The sequence below is a fragment of the Streptomyces sp. NPDC021019 genome, from assembly GCF_044333295.1.
Lineage (GTDB): Bacteria > Actinomycetota > Actinomycetes > Streptomycetales > Streptomycetaceae > Streptomyces.
Genome location: NZ_JBIRQR010000007.1, coordinates 62412 through 85063 on the forward strand (window position 1 = coordinate 62412; position 22652 = coordinate 85063).

The following is a 22652-nucleotide window of genomic DNA, read 5'->3' on the forward strand; positions in this document are numbered from 1 at the left end:
CGAGAAGTCGACAACGTAGTCATCGGGGAGCCGTCGGGAAAGTTGACGCTTGAAGGTCCAGACCTATTGACGCACTGGTCTAGTCCTCTTAATCTCTGCGTCACCTCCGAGGTTCGGTCCGGCGGTGTGCGCACACCAGGACCCCGACACGACCCACCCCCTTTTGCCAGTTGTGTTCTGCCGACCTCCCCAGGAGGAACGACCACATGCTGTCCCCCACCCGAGCGAGAGCCACCCTGCTCGCCGCCGGCGCCGCCGTCGCCGGACTGCTGATGAGCTCACTCTCCGCAAGTCCGTCGGCCGCCGCCGACCAGACCTCCTGTCGCCCCGACGGGCTTTACCAGACCCCCGGCGTCGACGTCCCGTACTGCTCCGTCTACGACGCCGACGGCCGCGAGATGATGGGCGCCGACCACAAGCGCCGCGTGATCGGCTACTTCACCAACTGGCGTACCGGCAAGGACGGCAAGGACGCCTATCTGGTCCCGGACATCCCGTGGGACAAGGTCACGCACCTCAACTACGCCTTCGCGCACGTCGACGGCTCCAACAAGCTCTCGGTCGGCCCCGACAGCGCCGACAACGCCTCCACCGGTATGACCTGGCCCGGTGTCGTGGGCGCGGAGATGGACCCGGCGCTCCCCTACAAGGGGCACTTCAACCTGCTGACGAAGTACAAGAAGAAGCACCCGAACGTGAAGACCCTGGTCTCCGTGGGCGGTTGGGCCGAGACCGGCGGCTACTTCGGCCCCGACGGCAAGCGCGTCGACTCGGGCGGCTTCTACTCGATGGCGACCAACGCCGACGGGTCGGTCAACCAGGCGGGCATCAACACCTTCGCGGACTCGGCCGTCGACTTCATCAAGAAGTACGGCTTCAACGGCGTCGACATCGACTACGAGTACGCGACGACCATGAAGGACGCGGGCAACCCGCTGGACCACACGCTGTCCAACGGCCGCCGCGCCGGGCTGGTCAAGGGCTACGACGCCCTGATGAAGACGTTGCGCGAGAAGCTCGACCGCGCGGGCGCCGCCGACGGCAAGCACTACCTGCTGACCGTCGCCGCCCCCTCCTCCGGCTACCTGCTGCGGGGCATGGAGACGTACCAGATGCAGAAGTACCTGGACTACGTCAACATCATGTCCTACGACCTGCACGGCGCCTGGAACGAGTACGTCGGCCCGAACGCCTCCCTGTTCGACGACGGCAAGGACGCCGAACTGGCGCAGGCGAGCGTGTACTCCACCTCGCAGTACGGAGGCACGGGCTACCTCAACACCGACTGGGCCTACCACTACTTCCGCGGCTCGATGCCGGCCGGCCGGATCAACATCGGTCTGCCGTACTACACCCGCGGCTTCAAGAACGTGCAGGGCGGCACGGACGGCCTGTGGGGCAGGGCGGCCACGACCGACTGCCCGGCGGGCGCGGGGCTGACCAAGTGCGGTGACGGCGCGGTCGGCATCGACAACCTCTGGCACGACAAGGACACCAACGGCAAGGAATCACCTGCCGGTTCCAACCCGATGTGGCACGCGAAGAACCTGGAGAAGGGCATCGTCGGCGACTACGTCACCGACTACGGCTTCCCCGCGAACACCCAGCTGACCGGCGCCTACGTCCGCAAGTACGACTCGACGCTGGTCGCGCCGTGGCTGTGGAACGCCCAGAAGAAGGTGTTCCTCTCCACCGAGGACGAGCAGTCGGTGAAGGCCAAGGCCGACTACGTCGTGGACAAGGGCATCGGCGGCACGATGATCTGGGAGCTGGCGGGCGACTACCGGTGGAACGCGGCCAAGGGCCAGTACGAGACCGGCTCGACGCTGACCACCGCGATGTACGACGCCTTCAAGTCGGCGACCCCGTACGGCGCGAAGCGCTCCACGATCGACCTGCCCACCCAGGCCGTGAACATCGACGTCTCCTTCGGGCAGTTCCCGCTGGGCGACTCCAACTACCCGATCAGCCCCAAGCTGAAGATCACCAACCGGACCAAGGCCACGCTGCCCGGCGGTACGGAGTTCCAGTTCGACTACTCCACCTCCGCCCCGGCCAACGCCAAGGACCAGTCCGGCTTCGGCACGACGATCATCCGCAGCGACCACACGGCGGCCAACAACATCGGCGGCCTCAAGGGCGACTACAACCGCGTCTCGCTGAAGCTCCCGGCCTGGCAGACGCTGGCCCCCGGCGCCTCGGTGGAGCTGGACTTCGTCTACTACCTGCCGACCTCCACGCCGTCGAACTGGACCGTGACCTTCGGCGGGAAGTCCTACTCCCTCGCCGGTGACCTGGCCCGGGGCACCACCCTGGTCGAGCCCGGCGCCGGGACCGACCCCACGCCGACCCCGACGCCGGACCCGACCGGCCCGACGCCGACCCCGACCCCGACCCCGACGCAGCCGGGCGGCAGCTGCACGGCCCCGGCCTGGAGCGCGGCCACCGAGTACGGCGGCGGCTCCACCGTCAGCCACGGCGGCCACCAGTGGAAGGCCTCGTGGTGGACCAAGGGCGAGACGCCCGGATCCGCCGGCCAGTGGGGCGCCTGGAAGGACCTCGGCGCCTGCTGATCCCTTCTCCGACCGCTCGGTGGTGAGCAGCTCCACCTCTCCGTTCACCACCGGGCGACCGGCCCTGTCGTCCCCGGCCCCGGCGCCCACCGCCGGGGCCGGGGGCGTTGTCGGCGGCCGCTGACAGGCCCCGGGCGCTGCCCGGCCTGAGCCGGACCGGTCCGCCGCCGCCTACGCGGAGCTGTAGGCCGCCGGTCGGCCCTCCGGCGCGAACAGCGCGTCCTGCGCCGCGTCCCGGGCGGTGATCAGCGCACCGCGCAGCACCGCCCCGTCGCCCAGCGAACCGGCCCGCACCTCGGTCCGCAGGGGTGACATCGCGGCCAGCCGCTCCTCGACCCGGGCGGCGAGCGCGGGACCGCCCGCGTGGCCCACGGCCCCCGCGAGCAGGACGCAGCCGGGGTCGAGCACCGAGACGACGGCGGCGGCGCCGAGGGCGAGGCGGTCCGCCAGCTCCTTCAGGAAGGGCTCGCCCGCCTCCCCCGCTCCCAGGGAGGTTCGCACCGCGTCCACGGCCGCCGCCTCCTCGCGGCCGCAGGTCACCTCGCCGGGGTCCACGAGACCGTGCGCGACGGCGAGTTCGCACAGCGCGGCGGAGCCGGCCAGGGAGTGGAAGCCGCCCTCGCAGTTGACCGCCGATGGCAGCCCGCTCACGCCGGGGACGGGGAGGAAACCGATCTCGCCCGCGCCGCCGGACGCACCCTGACGCAGCTTGCCGTCCAGCATGACGGCGGCTCCGACCCCCTGGCCGAGCCAGAGCAGGACGAAGGTCTCCCGGTCGCGGGCGGCGCCCGCCCGGTGCTCCGCGACGGCCGCGAGGTTGGTCTCGTTCTCCACCAGGACGGCGGCGGGAAGCCGCCGCTGGAGCTCCCGGACCAGGCCCCGGTGCCAGGCGGGCAGGCCGGTGCTGTCGCGCAGTTCGCCGGTGCCGGGGTCGATCAGCCCCGGCGCTCCGACCCCGACGCTGTGCAGCGGGACGGCCCCGGCCGCGCGGGCGGTGCGCTCCAGAAGGGCGGCGGCCCGCTCGACGGCCGGTCCGGTGCCCGTGTCGCTGCCGATGGGCAGGGAGCCCTCGGCGAGCGTGGCCCCCAACAGGTCGGTGACGACCACGCTGACGCTTCCGAGCCGTACGTCCAGCGCCGCGAGATGGGCCCGGTCGGCGACGATCCCGTACAGCCGGGCGTTGGGTCCGCGGCGGACGGCCCCGGACTCGCCCACGACCTGGATCAGCCCGGCGCCCTGGAGTCGTTCGACGAGGTCGGCGACGGTCGGGCGGGAGAGTCCGGTCAACGTCTTGAGCTGGGAGGCCGTCAGCGGGCCGTCCTGCTGGAGCAGCCGCAGGGCGAGCCGGTCGTTGATGGCCCGAGCCGTGCTCGGTGATGCGGGCATACCGGGATCCTTCCAGATCGCCGCCCCGCCGCTTTCCGGGGCCGCTCAGTAACGACTATTTATCAGGCAGGGTTCCTGATAGTTTACGGCCCGCATCGTCGCACGGAGGCGCCGGGACCGCCGGCCTCCGAGAATTCCCAGGGGAGGGACACGACGGCATGACGAACGACTCGACCGTCACGGTCTACAGCACGGAGCAGGTGAAGCGGGCGCGGATCGCCATCGCCGCGGTCTTCACCGTCCACGGGGCGGTGACCGGCAGTTTCGCGACCCGGGTGCCGTGGATCCAGGACCACGCCGGAGTGAGCGCGGGCCAGCTCGGTCTGGCGCTGGCCTTCCCGGCGATCGGCGCGTCGATCGCGATGCCGCTCGCGGGCCGGGTCAGCCACCGGTTCGGCGCGCGGACCGCCCTGCGGGGGCTGCTGGCGCTGTGGACACTGGCGCTGATCCTGCCCGCGCTCGCGCCGAGCCTGGTCACGCTGTGCGCGGCGCTGTTCGTCTACGGGGCGACGGCCGGGATGTCCGATGTGGCGATGAACGCCCTGGGCATCGAGGTGGAGAACCGTCTCGACAAGTCGATCATGTCGGGCCTGCACGGCATGTGGAGCGTGGGCGCGCTGATCGGTTCGGCGGCGGGCACCGTCGCCGCGCACACCGCGACCGATGCCCGTCTGCACCACGCCATCGCGGCCCTGGTGCTCACGGCACTGGGGCTGATCGCCTGCCGGGGCGTCCTCGATCTCCAGAGCCGCCCGGACGAGGAGCCGCCGCCGCGTTTCACGCTGCCGCCGAAGTCGGCCCTGATCATCGGGGCGGTCGGGTTCTGCGCGGTGTTCGCGGAGGGCGCGAGCCTGGACTGGTCGGCGGTCTACCTGCGGGACGTCCTGGACAGCTCGGACGGTCTCGCCGCCGCGTCCACCACGGCGTTCACCCTGACGATGGCGATAGCCCGGATCGCCGGGGACCGGATCGTCGACCGGTTCGGCGCGGTCCGCACGGTGCGCACCGGCGGACTGATGGCCACCGCGGGCGGGCTGCTGGTCGTGTTCTCACCCTCCGCCGCGGCCGCGATGTGCGGCTTCGCACTGCTGGGCCTCGGCGTGGCGGTCGTGGTCCCGCTGGCCTTCGCGGCGGCGGGGCGCAGCGGGCCGAACCCGAGTCAGGCCATCGCGGGCGTCGCCACCATCACGTACACCTCCAGCCTGATCGCTCCCTCCGCGATCGGCTCGCTGGCCGAGGCCACCTCGCTGGTCGTGTCGTTCGGCGTGGTGACGGCACTGGCCTTCGGCCTGGTGCTGGGCGCCGGGGTGCTGCGGTCGGCCGACCGCAAGGTCACCGGCTCGGCGGCCGGAAGCGGTACGACGGCGAAGAGCTCGACGGGGAGCTGACAGAGCGGGCGGTGGTGCGCACGGGCGGCGGCGCGGACGCGGTGCGGCGGCTCGGTACGGCAGGCCCGGACGCGGTACGGCGGCGCGCGGCGGGTGACCTCCGCGCGGCCGCCGACCGCCGCACCACTACCATGGCGCTGATCTTTTCCGCAGGTGAACACCGAACAACCGGGTCGCAGACCGGCCGGCACACCGAGCAGACCTTCAGGGAGCAACCATGAGCCTCGGCGTGCGCTGGACCTTGCACGGCGACGGGAAGACACCGGCGCCCGGGGCGGTGGTGCGGCCCGACGAGCGGCTCTCCTGGCCCCGTACGTTCGGACTCGGCGCACAGCACGTGGTCGCGATGTTCGGGGCGTCGTTCGTCGCTCCGGTCCTGATGGGCCTGGACCCGAACCTCGCGATCATGATGTCCGGCGTCGCGACCGCGATCTTCCTGCTGGCGACCAAGGGCCGGGTACCCAGCTATCTGGGCTGCTCGCTCTCCTTCGTCGGCGTCGCGGCAACGATCCGGGCGAGCGGCGGCGATGTCGCCACCATCACGGGCGCGGTGTTCGTGGTCGCGGTGGTCCTCTTCCTCGTGGGTCTCGCCGTGCAGCGGTTCGGCGCGCGGATCATCCACGCGGCGATGCCGCCGGTGGTGACGGGCGCGGTGGTGATGCTGATCGGCTTCAACCTCGCCCCGGTGACCGCCTCGACCTACTGGCCGCAGGACCAGTGGACGGCGCTCGCGGTGATGCTGTTCACCGGGCTCGCCGTCGTCTGTCTGCGCGGCTTCCTCTCCCGGATCGCGATCTTCCTGGGACTGGTCTTCGGGTACGCGCTGTCGTGGGTCCTGGACCTGGTCCTCGGCAAGATCCACTCCCCGGTGGGCGGCGCGGAGGCCGTGGACCACTGGCGTCTGGACCTCTCCGCCGTCGGGCAGGCCGACTGGATCGGGCTGCCGTCCTTCCACGCGCCGAGCTTCGAGTGGTCCGCGATCCTGGTGGCGCTGCCCGTGGTGATCGCGCTGGTCGCGGAGAACGCCGGGCACGTGAAGGCCGTGGGCGAGATGACCGGCGACCCGCTGGACGACAAGCTCGGCACCGCCATCGCGGCGGACGGCGCGGCGTCGATGCTCTCCACCGCCGTGGGCGGGCCGCCCAACACCACGTACTCCGAGAACATCGGCGTGATGGCCGCGACCCGCGTCTACTCCACCGCGGCGTACTGGGCGGCGGCCTGCTTCGCGCTGCTCTTCGGCCTGTGCCCGAAGTTCGGCGCGGTCGTCGCCGCGATCCCGGGTGGGGTGCTCGGCGGAATCACCGTGATCCTGTACGGGATGATCGGCCTGCTCGGTGCGCAGATCTGGCTCAACGGCCGGGTGGACCTGCGCAACCCGCTCAACCTCGTCCCGGCCGCCGCGGGCATCATCATCGGCGTGGGCGGGGTCAGCCTGAAGATCACCGACAACTTCGAACTGGGCGGCATCGCACTCGGCACGATCGTCGTGATCACCGGGTACCACGTGCTGCGGGCCTTCGCCCCGGCCCATCTCAAGACGCAGGAACCGCTGCTGGACGCCGGCACTTCCGCGTACGACGAGCCCTCGGACGACGAGGGCGCGTCGGACGGGGGTTACGGCGACCAGGGCGCGGGGCCCCGGAAGTCCTGATCCGGCGGGCGCTGCTCCGGGACCACGACCGCCGAGTCCCCGCCCGGGTCCCGCTCAGTCCTCGGGGAGTTCCACCGGGGCGATCTCGTCGAAGACGTCGCCGGGCCCGGGGTTGGTCGCGTCGGTCGCCCCGCCGAACTGGTGCATGACGCCCCATACGGCGTTCAGCGCGGTCTGCACCGCGCCCTCGGCCCAGCCTGCCGTCCAGGAGATGTCGTCGCCCGCCAGGAACAGGCCCCGCTTGTCTGCGGGCAGCGCGTCCTGCATGAAGTGGGTGAACAGCCGCCGCTGGTAGCGGTAGTGGCCGGGCAGGTTCGCCTTGAACGCGCCCATGAACCAGGGCTCGTTCTCCCAGGAGACGGTGACCGGGTTGCCGATGATGTGGCTGCGGACGTCGACGTTCGGGTAGATCTCGCCGAGCGACTTGAGCATGACCTCCATGCGCTCCTTCGGGGAGAGCGGCAGCCACTTCAGGCTGTCGTCGCACCACGTGTAGGAGAGGCAGATGACGGCGGGCTTGTCGGGCCCGTCGTCCAGGAGGTACGTCCCCCGGGTCATCCGGTCGGTGAGCGTCATCGACATGGTGTCGCGGCCGGTGGTCTCGTCCTTGTCCAGCCAGAACGGCCGGTCGACCGGCACGAACAGCTTGGACGACTCCATGTAGTGGGTGCGCTCCATCGCCGTCCAGTGGTCGATCGGGAAGAGCGCGTCGTCGCAGTCGATCTTGGAGAGCAGCAGCCAGGACTGGCCGGTGAAGACCGCGGCCCGGAAGGTGCGGATGTCGCCGGTGGCGTCGGTGACCGTGATGCGGTTGCCCGCCGTACGGGTCAGCCGGGTCACGGCGCCACGGGGCTCGCCGCCGTGGAGGGAGGACAGCGAGGTGCCGAGCGGCCAGTGGACGATCTTCCGCGGCTCGCGGTCCCACAGGCGCAGCGGGAGCTGCTGGCTGCCGCCGACGATGCCGCGGTGGTGGTCGTCGGCCTCGGTGTAGACGACGCGCAGGATCTCCAGGATGGAGTTGGGGAAGTCGGTGTCCCAGCCGCCGGTGCCGAAGCCGACCTGGCCGAAGATCTCGCGGTGCCGGAAGGACCTGAACGCGTCGGAGTCGCAGAGGAAGCCGTAGAACGTCTGGTTGTCCAGCCGCTCGACGAGCTGCGACCAGATCTCCCGGATGCGCGGCACGTCGCGCTCGCGCAGCGCCCGGTTCATGTCGGAGAAGTCGGCGCCCTCCTCCAGAGCGGCGCTCCACGCCTCGGCCACGTCGCGGTAGACCTGCGGCAGGTCGTCGATGGTCTCGGCGTAGTGCGACTCCCCCTTGAGATCGACGACGGTCGAGGGTGTGGCCGGGGAGAGCGGATTGGGGAAGGGCCGGGTCTCCAGGCCCACCAGGTCGATGTAGTGCTGGAGCGCCGTGGAGGAGGGCGGGAAGCGCATGGCGCCCATCTCGGCGGTGAGTGCGGGGTCGCAGCCGTCGAAGCCGACGGTGCGCAGCCGACCGCCGATCCGGTCGGCCTCGTAGACGACGGGCTTGAGGCCCATCTTCATCAGCTCGTACGCGGCGATGATCCCGGAGAGCCCGCCGCCGATGACGGCGACCTCCTGGCCGTGCTCGGTCGCCGGTATCTGCCCGAGGCCCGCCGGGTGGGCGAGGAAGTCGTCGTACGCGTACGGGAAGTCCGGCCCGAACATGGTGATCGGCGGGGCGGCCGCGTCGGTGTGCTGGACTGCGTTGGGCACCGTGGACGTCATGGGGTACGGACTCCTTGCGCTGTACGGGGAAGTTCGGGAGGAGGCGGGTTCAGGCGAGGGAGCCGTACAGGCCCGGGCGGCGGTCGTGCAGATACGGGTTGGCGGCGCGCGAGGCGGCCAGGAACTCCGGGTCCACCTCGCCGACGACGAGCTCCTCGCCCCGACCGGCGCGGGTGCGCACGGTGCCGTCGGGGCCGGCCAGGCAGCTGAGCCCGACGAACTCGAACTCGCCTTCCGGGCCGGTGCGGTTGACGTACGCCACGTACATCTGGCTCTCGAAGGCCCGTACGGGGACGACGGATTCGGCGACGAACTGGAAGGGGTGCATCTGCGCGGTGGGCACCAGCAGCAGATCGGTGCCGGCGAGGGCGTGCGCCCGGACGTTCTCCGGGAACTCGACGTCGTAGCAGATCAGCAGGCCCACGCGGATGCCGTCGAGGTCGGCCTGGACGACCGCCTGGTCGCCGGGGGTGAACCACTCCTGCTCGAAGCAGCCGAACAGGTGGGTCTTGCGGTAGTTCGCGAGCCGCCCGCCGTCGGGGCCGATGAGCTGGGACGCGTTGAAGATCCGCTCCCCGTCGCGCTCCGGGTAGCCGTAGAGGACCGCGAGGCCGTGGCGTACGGCGATCTCTGCGACGGCCCGGGCACCGGGGCCGTCGGCGGGTTCGGCCAGCTCGGGGACGGCGTCGCCGATGGCGTATCCGGTGAGGAACAGTTCGGGCGAGACCAGCAGCCGGGCCCCCGCTCCGGCGGCCCGCGCGGCGGCCTCGTCCAGCGCCTTCAGGTTCTCGGCGACGGCACCCGGGCGTCCGGAGCTCTGGAGCAGGGCGGTGCGCAACGACGGCATGGCTGACCTCGGGCGGTGCGGGCGGGGTGGGGAGACGTATCGAAGGTACGTGGCCCCGATCGGCGCGGACAAGGCGCGAGTGTTGCGCACCAACCGTTGAATCGTTGCGCGGGGAGGGCCCGGCGCGGCGAATCGTTGCGTGGGGCGTGTTCGCAGGTCAGCGGGGTGACGTGCGCCACTGCCGGGGGAAGGAGTCCATCAGCGCGGGTCCTGGGCGGGCGGGCCCTCCGCCGAGTACCGCCGCAGCAGCGGCGAGAGCACCAGGACGGATTTGGTGCGCTCGACGTACGGCTCTCCCGCGATCCGCTCCAGGACCTGTTCGAAGTGGCGCATGTCGGCGGCGAAGACCTGCACCACCGCGTCCGCCTCGCCGGTCACCGTCGAAGCCGAGGCGACCTCCGGATAGCGGGCGAGGCCCTGCTTGATGGCGTCCGGGGAGGTGTTGCGACTGCAGTAGATCTCGATGAAACCCTCGGTCTCCCAGCCGAGCGCCGCCGGGTCGACCCGCACGGTGAAGCCGGTGATCGCCCCCTCGGCCCGCAGCCGGTCGACCCGGCGTTTCACAGCGGGGGCGGAGAGGCCGACGATCGCGCCGATGTCGGCGTACGAGCGCCGGGCGTCTTCGGCGAGGGCGTGGACGATGCGTTCGTCGAGGTCGTTCAGGCGCACGTCGGGCGGTTCACTTCTCTGCGATGGGTCGGCTTGTGGGAGGCGGAGCGTGCCGCCTCCCGCAGTAGACCATGCGCCGCCGTCCGGGCGTGCCCGGCGTGACGGGGCCGAGGGCCGGCCCGGACCCGGCCGGGCAGGCCCTCAGAAGGGGAACTGCGAGCGGCCGTGCTGGATGGAGATCCACTTCTGGGTGGTGAAGGCCTCGACCATCGAGTCGCCGTTCAGCCGACCGAGGCCGGAGCTCTTCTCCCCGCCGAAGGGGACGATCGGCTCGTCGTGGACGGTGCCGTCGTTGATGTGGATCATTCCGGTGTGGATGCGCTGGCCGATCCGCACCCCGCGCTCGATGTTGCCGGTGTGGACGGCGCCGCTGAGGCCGTACGGGGTGTCGTTGGCGATGCGGACGGCCTCGTCCTCACCGTCGAAGGGCACCAGCAGGGCGACGGGGCCGAAGATCTCCTGGTGCAGGACGGGCGAGTCGGCGGCGAGACCGGTCAGCACGGAGGGGCTCACCAGGTTGCCGTCGGCGCGGCCGTGCAGCAGCGCCGTCGCCCCGGCCGCCACGGTCTGGTCGACGAGCTTGGAGATGGACTCGGCCTGCGAGGAGTTGATCAGCGGGCCGATCTGGGTGGCCGGGTCGGCGGGGTCGCCGACGGTGAGCGAGGCCACCTTGGCGACGAACTTCTCGGTGAACTCCGCCTCCACGGCGCGGTCGACGAGGATGCGGTTGGCGGCCATGCAGACCTGGCCCTGGTGGACGTACCGGCTGAAGACCGCCGCGTCGACGGCGTAGTCCACGTCCGCGTCGTCGAGCACGATGAGGGCGCTGTTGCCGCCGAGTTCGAGGACGACGCGCTTGAGGTTCCGGGCACAGACGGTGGCGACGTGACGGCCGACCTTGTCCGAGCCGGTGAAGGAGATGACCTGCGGAACGGGGTGCTCCAGCAGCGTGTCGCCGATCTCCGCGATGTCGGTGATCACGACGTTCAGGAGCCCGGCGGGCAGCCCCGCGTCCTCGAAGATCCTGGCCAGCAGGGTGCCGCCGCAGATCGGGGTGTTCTGGTGCGGCTTGAGGACGACTGCGTTGCCGAGGGCCAGCGCGGGGGCGACGGACTTGAGGGAGAGCAGGAACGGGAAGTTGAACGGGCTGATCACGCCGACGACCCCGACGGGCACGCGGTAGACGCGGTTCTCCTTGCCCTCGGTCGGCGACGGGAGGATCTGTCCGGCGGGGCGCAGCGCCAGCTGGATCGCCTCGCGGAGGAACTCCTTGGCCAGGTGCAGTTCGAAGGCGGCCTTCAGCCGGGTGCCGCCGAGCTCGGCGACGATCGCGTCGCTGATCTCCGGCTCGCGCTCCTCCACGAGGTGCAGCGCCTTCTCCAGGACGGTCCGCCTGCTGTACGGATTGGTGTCCGCCCACGCCTGCTGGGCACGCTCGGCGGCGCGGTAGGCCTGGTCGACCTCGTCGGCGGTGGCGACCGGGATCGAGGCGAGCTTCTCCCCGTCGAACGGGTTGAAGTCGATGATGTCCCAGGACCCCTTCCCCGGCCTCCACTCGCCGTCGATGTACTGGTGGGCCAGGTCAGTGAAGAAGGACATGAGATCCCTTACCGCAGAGAGGCAGCAGCTGAGTGCGCTTCATATTACTTACCACTCAACGAAGTTGAAGCGCACCCCCGCCCCGCCTCCGGAAGCCCGGAAACGACCCTGCCCTCTCCGGCGCGAAATGCCGGAGAGGGCAGGGTCGTTGCGGTAATTCGGGATCAACTCCAGCTGGCGTGGAGCGGCTTGCCCTCGGCGTAACCGGCGGCGCTCTGGACGCCGACGACCGCCTTCTCGGCGAATTCCTCGAGGGAACCGGCGCCGGCGTACGTGCAGGAGGAACGGACACCCGCGATGATCGAGTCGACGAGGTCCTCGACTCCCGGGCGTGTCGGGTCGAGGAACATCCGCGAGGTGGAGATGCCCTCCTCGAAGAGCGCCTTGCGGGCGCGGTCGTACGCGGACTCGTCCGAGGTGCGGTTCTTCACGGCGCGGGCCGAGGCCATCCCGAAGGACTCCTTGTAGAAGCGGCCGTCGGCGGACTGCTGGAGGTCGCCGGGCGACTCGTACGTCCCCGCGAACCAGGAGCCGATCATCACGTTGGACGCGCCGGCGGCGAGCGCCATCGCGACGTCGCGCGGGTGCCGGACGCCACCGTCCGCCCAGACGTGCTTGCCGTGCTTCTTCGCCTCGGCGGCGCACTCCAGGACGGCGGAGAACTGCGGGCGGCCGACGCCCGTCATCATCCGGGTGGTGCACATGGCGCCGGGGCCGACGCCGACCTTGATGATGTCCGCGCCCGCCTCGATCAGGTCGCGCACGCCCTCGGCGGCGACGATGTTGCCCGCGACGATCGGCACCCGCGGGTCGAGCGCCCGGACGGCCTTCACCGCGCTGATCATGGACTCCTGGTGGCCGTGGGCCGTGTCCACGACGAGGACGTCGGCGCCCGCGTCCAGGAGCTGCTTGGCCTTGCCGGCCACGTCACCGTTGATGCCGACGGCGGCCGCGATGCGCAGCTTGCCCTCGGCGTCGGTGGCGGGGGTGTAGAGCGTGGCGCGCAGGGCGGCCTTGCGGGTGAGGATGCCGACGAGGCGTCCCTGCGCGTCGACCGCGGGGGCGAGCTTGCGGTTGGCGCCGTCGAGCTTGTTGAAGGCGTCGCGCGGGTCGATGTCCGCGTCGAGCAGCACCAGGTCCTTGGACATGACCTCGGAGAGCTGGGTGAAGCGGTCGACACCCGTGAGGTCGTGGTCGGTGACGACGCCCACCGGACGGCGGTCGGCGTCGACGACGACGCCCGCGCCGTGGGCCCGCTTGGGCAGCAGGGACAGCGCGTCGGCGACGGTCTGGCCGGGGGCCAGCTCGATCGGGGTGTCGAGGACGAGGTGGCGCGTCTTGACCCAGGAGATGACGTCGGTGACGACCTCGATCGGGATGTCCTGGGGGATGACGACGAGGCCGCCCCGACGGGCGATGGTCTCGGCCATCCGACGGCCCGCGATGGCGGTCATGTTGGCGACCACGAGCGGGATGGTGGTACCGGTCCCGTCGGGCGACGAGAGGTCCACACCCTGCCGGGAGCCGACCGCGGAACGGCCCGGGACCATGAAGACATCGTCGTACGTGAGGTCGTACGGAACCGCGGGGGACTCTGTGTAGCGACCGGTGCCCGGCTCAAGAAAACGCATAACACTCATTTTTTCATACGAAACGGTGCAGGTCGTTTCCACGAAGACACAACAAAGGGCCCCCACGTTCGTCTCTTCCTCCGAAGTGGCACGAAGAGACGGGCCGGGGGCTCCGGGCAAGTGGAACCTGCCTTACCCACGGACCCTACCCGAACAGGATTCGAATCATTCGTGATCACCATCCCTGGACCGGGTGACAAGGGGTCAGGTAGCTTCAAACCCGCAGGTCCCGTTGGTGTCCGAAGCGCCGATCCGGCTTCTCGGCACCCCTGGGCACACCGTTTGACCGGAGAGGATCCCGATCCGCCTGTGGACAGCGAACTGCCGGACATCTACTGCCCGTTCCCACAGCGGACCAACCCGCACGTGGCACACACCCGTCGGCATCTGGACAGCTGGACCAGACGGACGGGCCTGGTCCACCGCGAGTCCGCGAGGAACCGATTCGAACAAGCCGATTTCGGAGCGTTCGTCGGCATGGTCTATCCGACGGCCGACGAGGAGCACCTCGATCTGGTGGCCGACTGGTTCGTCTGGCTCTTCCTGGTCGACGACCAGCTCGACGACGGCCACCTCGGACGTTCGCCCGACCGGGTGCGAGACGTCGTCGACCGGATGCGCGCGGTGGTCGACGGCTCCGCCCCCGAGCCGCTGCCGGGCGAGAACGTCCCGGCTGCCGTGACGGCCCTGGCCGACCTGTGGAAACGTACGATGCCGAACGCCGCCCCGCATTGGCGGACCCGGTTCGCCTGGCACCTGGTCACCTACCTCACGACCGCCACGACCTGGGAGGCGGGGAACCGCGCCGAGGACGTCGTGCCCTCGGAGGACACGTACATCGCCAAGCGGCGGCACACCGGGGCCATCCACGTCTGCATGGACCTCATAGAGATCGTGGCGGGCATCGACGCCCCGGAGTCGATCCACAACGACCCCCGCTTCATCACCGCCCTGGAAGCCGCGTGCAACCACGTGTGCTGGGCCAACGACGTGTACTCCTTCGAGAAGGAGCAGGTGCTCGGCGAGATCCACAACCTCGTCCACCTGGTCCGCCACCACCGGGGCCTCGGGGAGCAGCAGGCGCTGGACCACGTCGCGGAGCGTCTCGCGATGGAGACCGAGCGGTTCCTGACGGCCGAGGACGAGCTGCTGGAGCTGTACCCGGAGCTGTCCGGGATGCTGGTGCCCTACCTCGACGGGATGCGGAGCTGGATGCGCGGCAACCTGGACTGGTCCCGCCGGACGCCGCGCTACAACCCCGCCGACGTGGGCCAGTACGAGGAGCCCGAGGAGTATCTGGAGGAGACCGTGCTGGGCGTGCCGTCCGCGCGCACCGGGACCGCCGCCCCCGCCCCGTGCGCGGCCAAGGCCCCGCCGACGGGCTAGGGGGTGTCCGGGCACCCCCTGGACACGGGGCGGAACACACCGAGGGCCGTGCACCGCATCGGGTGCACGGCCCTCGGTGTGTTCCGCCCCGTCACTCCCCGTCGGGGTCGGCCCGCTCCAGTGCCGGACGGACGCCCGCGGGGGACTCGGTGAGCAGGAAGTCGGCCGCGGCGGTGTCCGTCACCAGGCTGGTGACGAGTCCGGAGCGCAGCACCGCGCCGATCGCCGCCGCCTTGCGCAGACCGCCCGCGATCGCGACCACTTCGGGGATCCGGCGCAGCCGGTCCGCCTCCACGGTGATGCAGCGCTCCCCCAGGTCACGGCCGACCCGACGGCCGTCTGAGTCGAAGAGGTGCGCGGACATTTCGGCGGCGACGCCGAGCGAGGCGTAGTGGGCGCGTTCGGCGTCCGAGAGCATGTCGTGGACCGTGGAGATGCCCGGCTCCCAGGAACCGATGGAGACGGCGGCGACCGTCACCTTGTCGAAGTACTCGAAGGCCCGGGCGATGCCGGTCTGCTCGCGCAGCGCGGCGGCCGTCGCGGGATCGGGCAGCAGCATCGGTGCGTAGATGGGGTGCGCCTCGCCACCGGAGACCTGCGCCGCCCGGCGGACCGCCTCGACCGAGCCGCGCTCGGCGGTGCCCGCGTCGTACACGCCGGTCAGCTGGACGACCGTGCACGGCGGGAGCCGGTCGAGGGCGGCCGCCATGTGGATGGTGGAGCGGCCCCAGGCCAGGCCGAGCACATCGCCCTCGGCGACCAGCTCGCCGAGGAGGTCGGCCGCGACCTCGCCGAGGTTCTCCGGGTCGGGGGCGTCCTCCTGTTCCTCGGCCGGGGACTCGACGACCACCGCGTGCCGCAGCCCGTAACGGGCCCGCAGGGCGTCGGAGCGTTCGGCGTCCAGCTCGGCCGGTACCCGGATCTCGATGCGTACGAGATCGCGTTCGAGGGCTGTCTCCAGGACCCGGGCCACCTTGAAGCGGCTCACGCCGAACTCCTCGGCGATCTGGATCTTGGACTTGCCCTCCAGGTAGAACCGGCGGGCCATGGCCGCCGCCTGCACCAGCTCCGCGGGTCCCATCCGCATGGCTGACCGACCCGCCGAGATGCCAGACACCGCGATCTCCTCACTGCTGTTCACACGCCCGATACGCCGTTCATCCTGTCAGATCCGGCGATCCTTGATCGGCCCTGTCGGACCGCGTTCATCTGCCCTTGGTTCAGTGTCCGCACACCCAGGGGGCGACGGCCGTGGCCGCGTCCGCCTGTGCCCGCAGCTCCCGCACCGCCACGGCCGGGTCCTGCGCTCCGTAGACCGCGGAGCCCGCCACGAAGACGTCGGCGCCGGCCTCGGCGCAGCGCTCGATGGTGGTGGCCGATACTCCGCCGTCGACCTGGAGCCACAGTTCGAGACCGTGCTTGCTGATCAGCTCCCGGGTGCGGCGGATCTTGGGCAGCATGATGTCCAGGAAGGCCTGGCCGCCGAAGCCCGGCTCGACCGTCATGATCAGCAGCATGTCCAACTCGGGGAGCAGGTCCTCGTACGGTTCGATGGGCGTCGCGGGCTTGAGCGCCATCGAGGCGCGCGCCCCCTTCGCGCGGATCTCCCGGGCCAGGCGCACCGGAGCCGCCGCGGCCTCCGCGTGGAAGGTGACGGACCCGGCCCCCGCCTCCACGTACTGAGGGGCCCAGCGGTCCGCGTTCTCGATCATGAGGTGGCAGTCCAGCGGGGTGTCCGTGGCCTTGCTGAGCGCCTCGACGATCGGCACGCCGAGGGTCAGGTTGGGCACGAAGTGGTTGTCCATGACATCGACGTGGAGCCAGTCCGCGCCTTCGACGGCCTTCGCCTCCTCGGCGAGACGCGCGAAATCGGCGGACAGGATGCTGGGGTTGATCTGCGCCATGACCCAAGCCTGCCACGTCTCCCGCCCGTTCCCCGCCTCGATGCGCTCCGAAGCCTCACAGGGCCATCACACTTCGCACATTCTGCGCATTTTGCCAGCGCTTTACTGTTCCTTTGCCGTTCTCCACGGTTATCGGGGAAGACCGGGCGGTGCGGGGCCGACGACCCGTCACGGCCGCCCGTCCACGTGCGGGACGCTCAGCCGGTCCGGCGCAGCAGCGCCAGATACATCGCGTCCGTGCCGTGCAGATGCGGCCACAGCTGGACGTCTGGGCCCTCCCCCAGGGCGGGCACCCCGGGCATCAGCGGGCGGGCGTCGATCCACTCCGCCTGCACCGGCTCCCCGCCCCGGCCCTTGAGGACGTCCTCGACCACCACACGGGTCTCCGCGAGATGCGGCGAGCAGGTCGCGTAGCCGACCACGCCGCCGACCCGTACGGCCTTCAACGCCTCACGCAACAGGCCTCGTTGGAGTGGGGCGAAGGCTTCCAGGTCCTCGGCCCGACGCCGCCAGCGGGACTCCGGACGACGCCGCAGAGCGCCCAGGCCGGAGCAGGGCACGTCCATCAGGATCCGGTCGAACGTGCCGGGCAGCCACGGCGGACGGGTGCCGTCCGCGGTGATCACCTGATACGGGCCGGGGTTGCCGGCGAGCGCCCGCTCGACCAGCCGGGCGCGGTGCGGCTGCTTCTCGGCGGCGAGCAGGGCGGCGCCCCGCCCGGCGGCGAGGGCGGCGAGCAGGGCGGCCTTGCCACCGGGGCCCGCGCAGCCGTCCAGCCAGCGCGTGTCGCGGCCCTCGACGGGTGCTGCGGCCAGGGCGGCGGCGACGAGCTGGCTGCCCTCGTCCTGGACGCCAGCCCGGCCCTCCTGGACGGCCTCCAGCGCGCCGGGCTCGCCGCCCTCGGCCATCCGGACCGCGTACGGGGACCAGCGGCCCGGCAGGGAGTTGTCCTCGCCCAGGGCCTGCGCCAGCTCCTCGGTGGTGGAACGGCCGGGGCGGGCCGCCAGCGTCACCTCGGGCCGCTCGTTGTCCGCTTCCAGCAGGTCCTCGATGCCCGCCCGGCCGCCGCCCAGCGCGTCCCAGAGGGCGGAGACGATCCAGCGGGGGTGGGAGTGGACGACGGACAGATGGTCCTCGGCGTCCTCGTCGTACGACGGGGCGACCTTCTCCACCCAGCCGTCGAGGTCGTGGGCGGTGACCTTGCGCAGCACCGCGTTGACGAACTTCGCGCGCCCCTCCCCCAGCACCACCCGGGCCAGCTCCACACTGGCGGAGACGGCCGCGTGGGTGGGGATGCGGGTGCCGAGCAGCTGGTGGACGCCCATGTTCAGGACGTCGAGGACCGGCGGGTCGACCTCGCGCAGCGGCCGGTCGACGCAGGCCGCCACGATCGCGTCGTACGTGCCCTGCCGGCGCAGCGTCCCGTAGACCAGCTCGGTCGCCAGCGCCGCGTCCCGGCTGTCGAAGTCACCCTTGGCGCGGGCCTTCTTCAGCAGCGGGGGCAGCACGAGGTTGGCGTACGCGTCACGCTCGTCGACGGCCCGGAGCGCCTCGAAGGCGAGGAAACGGACCGGGTCCTTCTGCGGACGACGGTGGGGCTTGGCGGGACGGCGACGCGGCTGGTCGTTCACGTGAAAGGTGCTCCGCTGATGGTGAGAGGTGCGAACCCTCCCAGCGTACGTCGCCGCCCCCGGGCGCCCGAACGGCAGCCCGGGCCCCTGGGGCCCGACCGTCCCCGCCGCTCGGGGCGCCTCCCTACGGGCCGAGCAGCTCGCCGTGGACGATGCGGACGCCGCGCGCCCAGTCGGCGCCCTTCATCGGCTTCTTGCCCTGCGGCTGGACCCAGAGCAGTTCGACCGCGTGCGATCCGGTGCCCACGTACACGTTGTTCTTGGCGGCCGACAGCTCGCCGGGGGCCAGGTCGGTGCGGTCCAGGACCGGCGTGGCCTGGACCAGCTTGAGCCGCTCGCCGCGGAACAGGGTCCAGGCGCCGGGGGCCGGGGTGCAGCCGCGCACCACCCGGTCGACCCGCAGGGCGGGCGCGGACCACTGGACCTGGGCGTCCTCGACGGTGATCTTCGGGGCCAGGGTGACGCCGTCGTGCGGCTGGGGCACGGCGTGCAGCGTGCCGTCCTCGATGCCGTCCATGGTGGCGGCGAGCAGCCCGGCGCCCGCGAAGGCGAGCCGGGTGAGCAGGTCGCCGCTGGTGTCGGTGGGGCGGACCTCCTCGGTGAGGACACCGTAGACCGGGCCGGAGTCCAGTCCCTCCTCGATCAGGAAGGTCGACGCGCCGGTCACCTCGTCCCCGGCCATCACCGCGTGCTGGACCGGTGCCGCGCCCCGCCAGGCGGGCAGCAGCGAGAAGTGCAGGTTGACCCAGCCCCGGGCGGGCACGTCGAGGGCGACCTTGGGCAGCAGGGCCCCGTAGGCGACGACCGGGCAGCAGTCCGGGGCGATCTCGCGCAGCCGGGCGAGGAACTCCTCGTCCCGGGGCTTCGCGGGCTTGAGCACCTCGATCCCGGCCTCCTCCGCCCGCTCGGCCACCGGACTCGCGACGAGCCGACGGCCCCGCCCGGCGGGGGCGTCCGGGCGGGTCACGACGGCGGCCACCTCGTGGCGGCCGGAGGCGATCAGGGCGTCCAGTGCGGGGACGGCGACTTCGGGAGTGCCGGCGAAGACGAGCTTCATGGGTGGCTGACTGCCTCTCGGGCCAAGACGTACGGTGACGAGCAGCACACCAGTCTAGGGGTGCTGCCGATCGGGGCCCGGCCGCTCCCTTGCGCGGGGGCGGCGACCGGGGGGCGTACGCGCGCCGCGCACGCCCCGTGCATATGCACATACGCCCCGATGGCGTGACCACATACCCGGCTCGGGCGTTGGTCAAAGGAGATTGACCGAAGCGGGCCGCCCCGACATGCGGCCCGATCCCTTTCAACGCCGGTTCGAGAGGCTTCTTCATGGCCGACCACGCAACCCACGACGCCCAAGCGCGGGCCAGCCTGCATCTTCTGGTGCGGGACATCGAGCGGGTCCGGCGGCAGGTGGACGCGCTGCGCACCCTCACCGCCCAGCTGGGCAACGTCTACCGTCCGCGCCGCTCCGGCCCCTCCGCGGGCTTCGTCGTCTACGGCAGGGCCCCGGCCCCCACCGTCCGCCTCGCGCAGGAACTGCGGGACAGCGTCGAGACCCTGGTCACGGCCGCGGTGGACTTCGACCGCTCCCTGGGCTTCTCCTGGGACGCGGTGGGCTCCGCCCTCGGCGTCACCAAGCAGGCCGTGCACCGCCGTTACGGAACGCGCCGGGCCACGCCGCCGCCCACCACCGAAACGGGCGGCGAGACCGCGGCCGTGGCACGCCCGGTCTCCGTCGGGAGCGGGTCGGCCGGTTCCTCCGCCGGGGAGTCCGGCTCCGCGGTGCCCTCGGTCCCGGCGGCCCGCTCGATGCCGCCGCAGCCTCTCGCGGACCGGCCGGTCCGCGAGGAACTGCGTCCCGGCGCCTTCCCGGGCCCCCGCAACGGCTGACCGGACGCCGCTTCTCTGCCCCACCGTGCCGGTCGCACGGCGGGGCAGTCCCCTGCCCGGGGCCCGCGGCCCCCGCAGGGCCGCCCGCGGTCTCAGCCGATGTCGGGCGGGTCGATCCTGATGCGCACCGGGTCGGTCGCCCCCTTGGCCATGCGGGCCGCGAGCGCCGTCTTCAGGGCGCGGGCGAGCGCCGCCCCCCGCCCCGGGGCCACCCGGATCAGGACCCGCTCCCAGGTCTCGCCCGGCGGGGCGTCCCCCGGTCGGCGGGGCCTGCCCGGCTCGGCCGACGGGACCGGCACCGGACCCAGGATCTCGGCCTCCGGCGGCAGCCCGGCGGTCCGGAGAAACGCGGCCAGGGCCTCGGCGGGGCCGGTCGCCGAGGCCATCCGGGAGACCGGCGGGAAGCCCAGCTCGGCCCGCTCCGCCAGCTCCCGCCGGGCGAATCCCGCCGGGTCCCAGCGGACCAGCGCCTGTACCGCGCGCTCCGTCGGCTCGGCCACGATCACCACCGTGCCGCCCTCGTCCTGGCCCCGTACCAGCGCCCCCGCGGCCGTCCACCGGCGCAGCGCCTCCTCCCCCGCGCGCAGATCGGGACGGCCGAGCATGGCCCAGCCGTCCAGGAGCAGGGCCGCCGCGTAGCCGCCTTCGGCGACGGGCTCCGCTCCGGGCGTGCTGACGACCAGGGCCGGGGTGTCCGGCACCGCGTCCAGGACGTGGTCGCGGCCCGAGGTGCGGACGGGCACGGCGGGAAAGGCCCGGCCCAGCTCCTCCGCCGTGCGGCGGGCGCCGACGATCTGAGCGCGCAGCCGGGCGGAGCCGCACTCCGCGCAGTGCCAGGCCCGCTCGGCCCGGCCGCACCAGGCGCAGTTCAGATCCTGCTGGTCCGGGGCCTGGAGCGGGCCCGCGCAGTGCCGGCAGCGGGCGGGGGTGCGGCAGCGTTCGCAGGCGAGGCGGGGGGCGTAACCCCGGCGGGGCACCTGGACCAGCACCGGACCGCTGCGCAGACCGTCACGCACGGCCCCCCAGGCGAGGCTGGGCAGCCGGGCGGTACGGGCGGCGCCGTCCCGGGCCAGCTCACCGTCCCCGACCGTACGGATGAGGGGCGCGGCCCGGCGCAGCCGCTCGCGGTCCGCGAGAAGCGGCAGCGCCCAGCCGCTCTCCACGAGCTGGGCGGCCTCGACCGTGCAGCTGGTCCCGCCGAGGAGGAAGCCGCAGCGACCCTGTGCCGAACGCAGCTCCAGGACCTCGCGGACATGCGGGAAGGGGGCGTTGTCGTCGCTGTGGCTGGAGTCCCCGTCGTCCCAGACGACGACCAGGCCGAGGTCCTGGACGGGGGCGAACATGGCGGCCCTGGTCCCCACGACCGCCCGCACCGAGCCCCGGCGCACCGCGAGCCACTGCCGGTAACGCTTCTCGGGGCCGGATTCGGCGGTCAGCAGGGCGTGACGGCCCGCGCCGAGCGCCTCGGTCAGGGCCGCGTCGACCCGTCCGGCGGCCCGTCCGTCCGGGACGACGACGAGCGCGCCACGCCCGGAGGAGAGCGTCGCGGCGACGGCCCCGGCGATCTCGGCGGGCCAGTGCGGGCCCGGCAGGGCGGTCCACACCGCGCGCGGAGCGCCGCCCTCGGCCAGCGCGCGCAGGAAGGCCGGGCCCTGGCCGTACCGCTCCCAGGTGCCCGGCTCCGGGGCGGGGGGCGGGGGCAGCGGGTCCGGGGACGGCTTGGACTCGGCGCGGCCGTTGCGGGGCGGGACGGCGAGCTGGAGGACATCGGCGAGGCTGCCCGCGTACCGGTCGGCGACGGCGCGGCAGAGGGCGAGCAGGTCGGGCCCCAGGACCGGCTCCGGAGAGACCACGGAGGCGAGGGCCGCCAGAGCCCCCCGGTAGTCGGAGTCGGCGCGGCGCTCGACGATGAAGCCGTCGATCAGCCCGCCGCCCTCGCGCCGCCCGCCCTGGATATTGCGCCCTCCCGCCCCGAACCGGACCCGCACCCGGACACCCGGCTGCGCGTCGGCGTCCAGCTCCTCGGGGACCGCGTAGTCGAAGTACTGGTCGAGGTGGAGGACGCCCTTGTTGACCAGGACGCGGGCGACGGGCAGCTCCTCGGCGAGGGCCGCGCCGCGCCAGGTGCGCGGCTTGGCACGCGGCACCTTCGCCCGGCGCACGGTCTCCCGGATCAGCGCAAGCTGCTCCGGCGCCCCGGCACCGGGTTCGGCGGACTGCTCGTTCTCGCTGCTCACAGCTGAATTCCTACCAGAGAGCACTGACACCGGCGGGGACACGGCAGCGGGGCCCGGCCACCGCGTTCGGTGTCCGGGCCCCGCTGTCGTACTCGATGACACCCGCCC

General features: G+C 72.2%; 16 protein-coding genes. 5 read left to right on the forward strand and 11 right to left on the reverse strand.

Going from position 1 to position 22652, the window contains the following annotated elements; genetic code table 11:
- Positions 1-206 precede the first annotated feature (206 nt).
- Positions 207-2573 carry a chitinase C-terminal domain-containing protein gene (locus tag ACH4RG_RS29430; RefSeq protein ID WP_397923057.1) on the forward strand — a complete coding sequence of 789 codons (2367 nt, stop codon included), beginning with the start codon at positions 207-209 and terminating at the stop codon, positions 2571-2573.
- 171 nt (positions 2574-2744) lie between these two features.
- Here the strand turns inward: ACH4RG_RS29430 and ACH4RG_RS29435 are convergent, their stop codons facing one another.
- Entirely contained in the window at positions 2745-3959 is a 1215-nt protein-coding gene (locus ACH4RG_RS29435) for an ROK family protein (protein WP_398540501.1), read from the reverse strand.
- Positions 3960-4117: 158 nt separating this feature from the next.
- On the opposite strand from ACH4RG_RS29435, the gene ACH4RG_RS29440 reads away from it, so the two are divergent.
- Both ACH4RG_RS29440 and ACH4RG_RS29445 read left to right on the forward strand, forming a co-directional pair.
- Complete coding sequence (locus ACH4RG_RS29440; RefSeq protein WP_398540502.1) at positions 4118-5347, forward strand: MFS transporter; 1230 nt, start codon at positions 4118-4120, stop codon at positions 5345-5347.
- 217 nt (positions 5348-5564) lie between these two features.
- Positions 5565-7001 carry a uracil-xanthine permease family protein gene (locus ACH4RG_RS29445; RefSeq protein ID WP_397931920.1) on the forward strand — a complete coding sequence of 479 codons (1437 nt, stop codon included), beginning with the start codon at positions 5565-5567 and terminating at the stop codon, positions 6999-7001.
- 54 nt (positions 7002-7055) lie between these two features.
- Here the strand turns inward: ACH4RG_RS29445 and ACH4RG_RS29450 are convergent, their stop codons facing one another.
- The 5 genes from ACH4RG_RS29450 to ACH4RG_RS29470 form a co-directional block, all read right to left on the reverse strand.
- On the reverse strand, positions 7056-8750 hold the full coding sequence (locus tag ACH4RG_RS29450; protein WP_397923049.1) for a flavin monoamine oxidase family protein: 1695 nt from the start codon (positions 8748-8750) through the stop codon (positions 7056-7058).
- A gap of 49 nt (positions 8751-8799) precedes the next feature.
- On the reverse strand, positions 8800-9597 hold the full coding sequence (locus ACH4RG_RS29455) for a carbon-nitrogen hydrolase family protein (RefSeq protein WP_397931918.1): 798 nt from the start codon (positions 9595-9597) through the stop codon (positions 8800-8802).
- Positions 9598-9795: 198 nt separating this feature from the next.
- The gene (locus tag ACH4RG_RS29460; protein WP_397923045.1) at positions 9796-10266 is read right to left on the reverse strand and encodes an Lrp/AsnC family transcriptional regulator; all 471 of its coding nucleotides are present in this window, start codon (positions 10264-10266) and stop codon (positions 9796-9798) included.
- Between the two features lie 141 nt (positions 10267-10407).
- The gene (locus ACH4RG_RS29465) at positions 10408-11865 is read right to left on the reverse strand and encodes an aldehyde dehydrogenase family protein (RefSeq protein WP_397923043.1); all 1458 of its coding nucleotides are present in this window, start codon (positions 11863-11865) and stop codon (positions 10408-10410) included.
- 164 nt (positions 11866-12029) lie between these two features.
- Positions 12030-13496: a GuaB1 family IMP dehydrogenase-related protein gene (locus ACH4RG_RS29470; RefSeq protein ID WP_397923041.1), complete on the reverse strand. Its 1467-nt coding sequence runs from the start codon at positions 13494-13496 to the stop codon at positions 12030-12032.
- A 309-nt stretch (positions 13497-13805) separates the two neighbouring features.
- Between ACH4RG_RS29470 and ACH4RG_RS29475 the strand changes: the two genes are divergently transcribed.
- On the forward strand, positions 13806-14882 hold the full coding sequence (locus ACH4RG_RS29475) for a terpene cyclase (RefSeq protein ID WP_397923039.1): 1077 nt from the start codon (positions 13806-13808) through the stop codon (positions 14880-14882).
- Between the two features lie 91 nt (positions 14883-14973).
- Here ACH4RG_RS29475 and ACH4RG_RS29480 read toward each other — a convergent pair whose 3' ends face one another.
- From ACH4RG_RS29480 to fmt, 4 genes are all read right to left on the reverse strand, one after another.
- The gene (locus ACH4RG_RS29480; RefSeq protein ID WP_397923037.1) at positions 14974-15969 is read right to left on the reverse strand and encodes a sugar-binding transcriptional regulator; all 996 of its coding nucleotides are present in this window, start codon (positions 15967-15969) and stop codon (positions 14974-14976) included.
- Positions 15970-16102: 133 nt separating this feature from the next.
- Positions 16103-16786, reverse strand: coding sequence for a ribulose-phosphate 3-epimerase (gene rpe / locus ACH4RG_RS29485; protein WP_397923035.1), 684 nt, complete (start codon positions 16784-16786; stop codon positions 16103-16105).
- Between the two features lie 197 nt (positions 16787-16983).
- Entirely contained in the window at positions 16984-18417 is a 1434-nt protein-coding gene (locus tag ACH4RG_RS29490) for an RsmB/NOP family class I SAM-dependent RNA methyltransferase (RefSeq protein WP_397923033.1), read from the reverse strand.
- Positions 18418-18541: 124 nt separating this feature from the next.
- Positions 18542-19474 (reverse strand): methionyl-tRNA formyltransferase, encoded by a 933-nt coding sequence (fmt, locus tag ACH4RG_RS29495; RefSeq protein ID WP_398540503.1) that lies wholly within the window; start codon positions 19472-19474, stop codon positions 18542-18544.
- A gap of 269 nt (positions 19475-19743) precedes the next feature.
- Between fmt and ACH4RG_RS29500 the strand changes: the two genes are divergently transcribed.
- Complete coding sequence (locus ACH4RG_RS29500; protein ID WP_397923029.1) at positions 19744-20307, forward strand: hypothetical protein; 564 nt, start codon at positions 19744-19746, stop codon at positions 20305-20307.
- A 92-nt stretch (positions 20308-20399) separates the two neighbouring features.
- Here the strand turns inward: ACH4RG_RS29500 and ACH4RG_RS29505 are convergent, their stop codons facing one another.
- Positions 20400-22544 carry a primosomal protein N' gene (locus ACH4RG_RS29505; protein WP_397923027.1) on the reverse strand — a complete coding sequence of 715 codons (2145 nt, stop codon included), beginning with the start codon at positions 22542-22544 and terminating at the stop codon, positions 20400-20402.
- Between the last annotated feature and the right edge of the window lie 108 nt (positions 22545-22652).